This window comes from Enterococcus dispar ATCC 51266 (assembly GCF_000406945.1).
Lineage (GTDB): Bacteria > Bacillota > Bacilli > Lactobacillales > Enterococcaceae > Enterococcus_C > Enterococcus_C dispar.
Genome location: NZ_KE136355.1, coordinates 1 through 4,436, shown reverse-complemented (window position 1 = coordinate 4,436; position 4,436 = coordinate 1). Strand labels below are relative to the sequence as shown.

The 4,436-nt window shown below is 34.1% G+C and carries 5 protein-coding genes; all 5 read left to right on the top strand.

What is annotated here, in order from left to right; all coding sequences use genetic code 11:
• Positions 1–456: MerR family transcriptional regulator (locus tag RK01_RS13365; RefSeq protein ID WP_016173816.1), on the top strand; the 456-nt coding region annotated here is incomplete at its 5' end.
• 24 nt (positions 457–480) lie between these two features.
• Positions 481–915 (top strand): hypothetical protein, encoded by a 435-nt coding sequence (locus tag RK01_RS13360; protein ID WP_016173815.1) that lies wholly within the window; start codon positions 481–483, stop codon positions 913–915.
• Positions 916–1,812: 897 nt separating this feature from the next.
• Complete coding sequence (gene bacA / locus RK01_RS13350; RefSeq protein WP_016173814.1) at positions 1,813–2,208, top strand: bacteriocin 51 precursor BacA; 396 nt, start codon at positions 1,813–1,815, stop codon at positions 2,206–2,208.
• 919 nt (positions 2,209–3,127) lie between these two features.
• A complete protein-coding gene (locus tag RK01_RS13340) occupies positions 3,128–4,282 on the top strand; it encodes a rolling circle replication-associated protein (RefSeq protein ID WP_016173812.1) in 1,155 nt (384 codons plus the stop codon).
• A gap of 47 nt (positions 4,283–4,329) precedes the next feature.
• The coding region (locus RK01_RS13580) for a helix-turn-helix domain-containing protein (protein ID WP_244874983.1) at positions 4,330–4,436 on the top strand (107 nt) is incomplete at its 3' end.

The window sequence follows — 4,436 nt, the reverse complement described above, 5'->3', positions numbered from 1 at the left end:
GAAGATAAAATAACGATAAAAGAGATTTCAGATGCGTTAAATGTATCGAAAACTACGGTTAGAAACCATGTGCACAAGGTTTGCGGTGGGTTACCGGTTGTAGAAAAGGGACAAAAAATCATTCTAAGCATTGATACAGCTGAACTTGTTCGAGAATCGATACTGTTATCGAAAAGTAGTAAAAGTGCAAACTTATCTGCAAACTTGACCGATAACTTGAGTGCAAAGTTACCGCAAACTGATGTTTCGGTCGAAGAAACATTTGAGGTGTTAAAAAAACAGTTAGAAGAAAAAGATAAGCAATTAAAAATCAAGGATCAATTAATTTCTGAACTATTACAAGATTTACGCAATCACCAACATTCGTTTTTACTTCAGCAAGAGAAAACGCAACAATTACTTTTAGAAAATGATACGCTTCGTAAACGCAAGTGGTGGCAAATTTGGAAACGATAGAGGAATGAAAGAAGGAAAAAAGGAATGACAAAAGAACGGCTGCAAATTTATATTGATCCTGAACATAGAGACGCATTAGAAGAATTAAAAGAATTGTTATCGGTGGAAGATTCAGCAACGGACAGTGCTTTAATTCGCTATATTATTTTGGAATTGTATCGGTTAAAGATAAAAGAAAATATCCAAATGCGTGCACTTTTAAACCGTTTGGATGAACTTTTAATCTATTCAAATAGTTTTGCGGAAACGATGGACGTCGATATTTTTGATCTTGAAAGTTCTGAAAAATACAAAGAAGTGAAGACTCAACAAAGAGGAAAATGGGCAAATAACCGACGAAAAAAAGTAAAAAATAGACCAGTAAAAAGACCAATGAATGTGAAAAAAGAGAAACCAAAAGAAGAAAAAAAAGAATCAAAAAAGCTTACTTATAGTGAAATTGTTGCAAAGTATTTGTAATAATTTGTCTTTCAAAAAGGACGATCGATGGTGGTACCTAGAGACTACTTTTCGCAAAAATGACTACTTGAGTAGTCTCTGAACAACTCCCTGACAACTGCTAAAAACTATGGTGTGGTATCACATTTGTTTTATTCAAAACGCAATAGGCACAGCCTATTTTCCCACTTTCAGCATGAGAGTGGTGCGTTTACCTTATGCTCTTTCCGTTTTTAGCAAAAAAAGTGGTTATGTTTTATCAATATAAGTTGGTTTTATCTGATATGCACGTCTTAACATTGGAGAAGGTTTATTCAATTCTTATATCCATTCGGGAAAAACAAAAGGTGGCGTCAGAATGATAGTTACAGATTGTTTAGTTGGTAGTATTATTCTATCAAGAGAGTGTAAATTTGATTGTAGAGGTGCTCTATGAAAATTCAGTACAGACTTATTATTCTTGTTTTATTATTTATTTTAATAGGATTTATCATAATTGAAAATCGTTCAGATATTTTTTATATATTGTTAAACTTTTCTCTTCCAGTTTTATTTATAATTTTCAGATTATTTTTTTCTGATGTTAAAAACAGGAAATTATTTTGGCAAAAAAGGTCCCCTTACTTTAGAGACCAAAGAAGAAAAATAAATAAAAACATTTTAAATCTGTTCTTTTTTATAGGGTTATTATGGTATGCGTATTTAATTTATCAATATCTGAATTAAAGAGATAAATAATCCTATTACTTATATATATTTTGTGAGTATTAGTAATACTGGGTTGACCACGAATGTGAGTACAGATCTCCCTTAAGCTCTATTTTATTTTAATAAATTCCCTATGTATTATTTTTTTATATAGACATTCCTATATTATAGATAGTGTAATTTATTATATCATTGTAGGGAGGTTTATCTATGAAGAAATTTATAAATGTTTTGGTAACTATTAGTCTTTTGTTCAGTTTTTCGTTTTTCGTAAAGCCTGTGGAAGCTGCAAGTACAAAATATAATCATAATCATACTTCGTATACTTGTTATAAAATGAGTTATTATGTTACTCCTGCTAAATGTAAGTCATTAAGTTCTCAAACTAAAAAGTTAAATACTGTTAGTGCAATTGCTGGTTTTATTGGTTTAACAGGGTTAACTGCTGGAATAGTTGCGATGGTTTTTGGATCTGCAGTTGATGCAAATCAAGTCTTTGTAAATGCCGCAAAAAAGGGTAAAGGTGTACAATTAAACTATATTGCTCATTTTAGTAATATTTCAACTGACACCTATAGTACAGATCAAAATTACGTAATAAAATAGTTTTTGGGGGGTAATCACTATGTCATTAACAAAAATTTCTTTGATTATTGCGGTAGTATTAGGAGTTTTCTTATACTTTGTTTTACCACTGTCGAATTTTTTTGTCTACTTCACTATACCTTCGATTATTATTGTAAATGTGATAAGAATTTTCGAAAAAAAGAAACAGGAAAAATACGCTTGAAAACAATAGAAAATTTTAAGAGAGTAGTCATTAAAAAACGACTACTCTTTTACTTTACTAATATCATGTAACGAACGTTTTATGCCGCGAAAGTTCCTTTACAGTAGGCTTCCCCCTGTTATACTGAAGCGAGAGCAAGTCAGAAGCTGAATTTGCGACAAAGCGTAGGGGGTACGGGGGGGAAGGGAACCTGCTGTCAAGGAAACGTGGAATAAACATATTTCGGATTTTTCTTGTCATGGTTAGTTGGTAGCGGTATACTTACTTTAATTTGATAGTACTGAAAAAAAGAACGCAAAAAAAACGTTAAGAGTTCCTAGGCTCTTAACGTTACAGATAGATAAAGTTAGGCCCTTTATCTACCATTCGAAGATATTATATAGGCATTTCAAGAGGAATGCAAGATATTGAGTGAATGGCTGACCAAGGGTGGGAAGCTAGGATGTCAATCTCTTGCATTTTTTTGTGTTCAAAAAGGAAGAATGATTGCTGGAGCGATTGTTTGGGTTGCCTTAATTCTACCGAGTGTTTTAGCTGCGCCTGGCACGCTTCTAGCGTGCCTAAGGCGAGTGCTGTGCACGTCAGCAGCTCGGTAGATCTCCAGTGGAGAAAAGGCAAAACAAGCGCTCTAGCAAGGGTTGTAGGGAGCGTAGCGACCGAAAACCCATTAACTTGATTTTAACTAAACATTACGAGAAAAAGTATTCGGCAGGCGTAGCCAGAGGAGGTGCAGACATGGTAGAAATGAGAAGAATCGATGCTTTTATCCAAAATGATGACTATGTGACGGTCACTGATATGGGCGAAATTATTGAAGTGCAATATTTATCTCATAAAAATATGTCTGCGCCGATCAAAAAAATTTCCAAAGACCAATATGTTGACTTACAGACGGGTGAAATTAAAGATTTTGCGCATTCTGAGAATCGAGGGCAAAATCTAGACAGCTTACGTAAAACATTTAAAAAATTAGGTTATTTGGTAAATAATAATTTTTCTGGAAAGAAAAATGAGCTTTGGACAACGTTGACTTACGCTGATAATGTGCAAGATTTGAAAAAAGTTTCCGCTGATTTTGATAAGTTTATCAAGCGATTGAAGTATTTTATGGCCAATGAGTATGGCGAAGTGCGAGAGATTGCTTATAAGAAAAAAGGAAAAAACAAAAAATATAAGCTAAACGTCAAAAATAAGAGTAAATTTGAGTTTGTTAAAGTATTGGAACCACAAGGGCGTGGGGCGTGGCATATTCATATGCTGCTAAAATTTCCGCATTTGAAAAGTGTTTATATTCCAAATGAGACTTTTGCGAATCTTTGGTCTCATGGGTTTGTGGATGTGAAACGCATTGATAAAACGGATAATTTAGGTGCGTATTTGTGTGCATATTTAACAGATATTTTGGTGGAAGATGATGAAAGCAATTATGAAGATATCTTGCGTCAGAAAGGTTCTGAGGGGATCGAAACCACAAAAACAGATGAAAGTAAGGCGGTTATAAAAGGTGGTCGTCTGCACATGTATCCTTCTGGTATGAACATTTTCAGCAAATCGAAAGGCATTGTTTATCCTGAACGTCGTCCAATGAAATATAAGCACGTTAGAGAGACATTAGGCTTCAAAGATGAGAATTTGACGCTTCGTAAGTCGATTCAAATCAAGGACGAAGAGCATGATTTTGAAAACACCGTCATTATAGAGCAATATAATAAGCGTGTAGCCGACAAAAGAGGATTGCTTGCTTCTATAACCAGATATCGCTTACTGCTCTTAGAAACGAAATCAGGAGTTCTCAGAGATGCTTTGGAGCAAGAGTTATTTGCATTAGAACATAAATTTGAACTTCAAGAACGAGCAAAAGAAGAAAGTTTAAAAAATCGAACCGCATAGGTTTATTTGGTTGTGTACAATTTTATTTTTGGGCAGAAAGGTAGGGAGTGTCATTGGCAGAAGATAAAATAACGATAAAAGAGATTTCAGATGCGTTAAATGTATCGAAAACTACGGTTAGAAACCATGTGCACAAGGTTTGCGGTGGGTTACC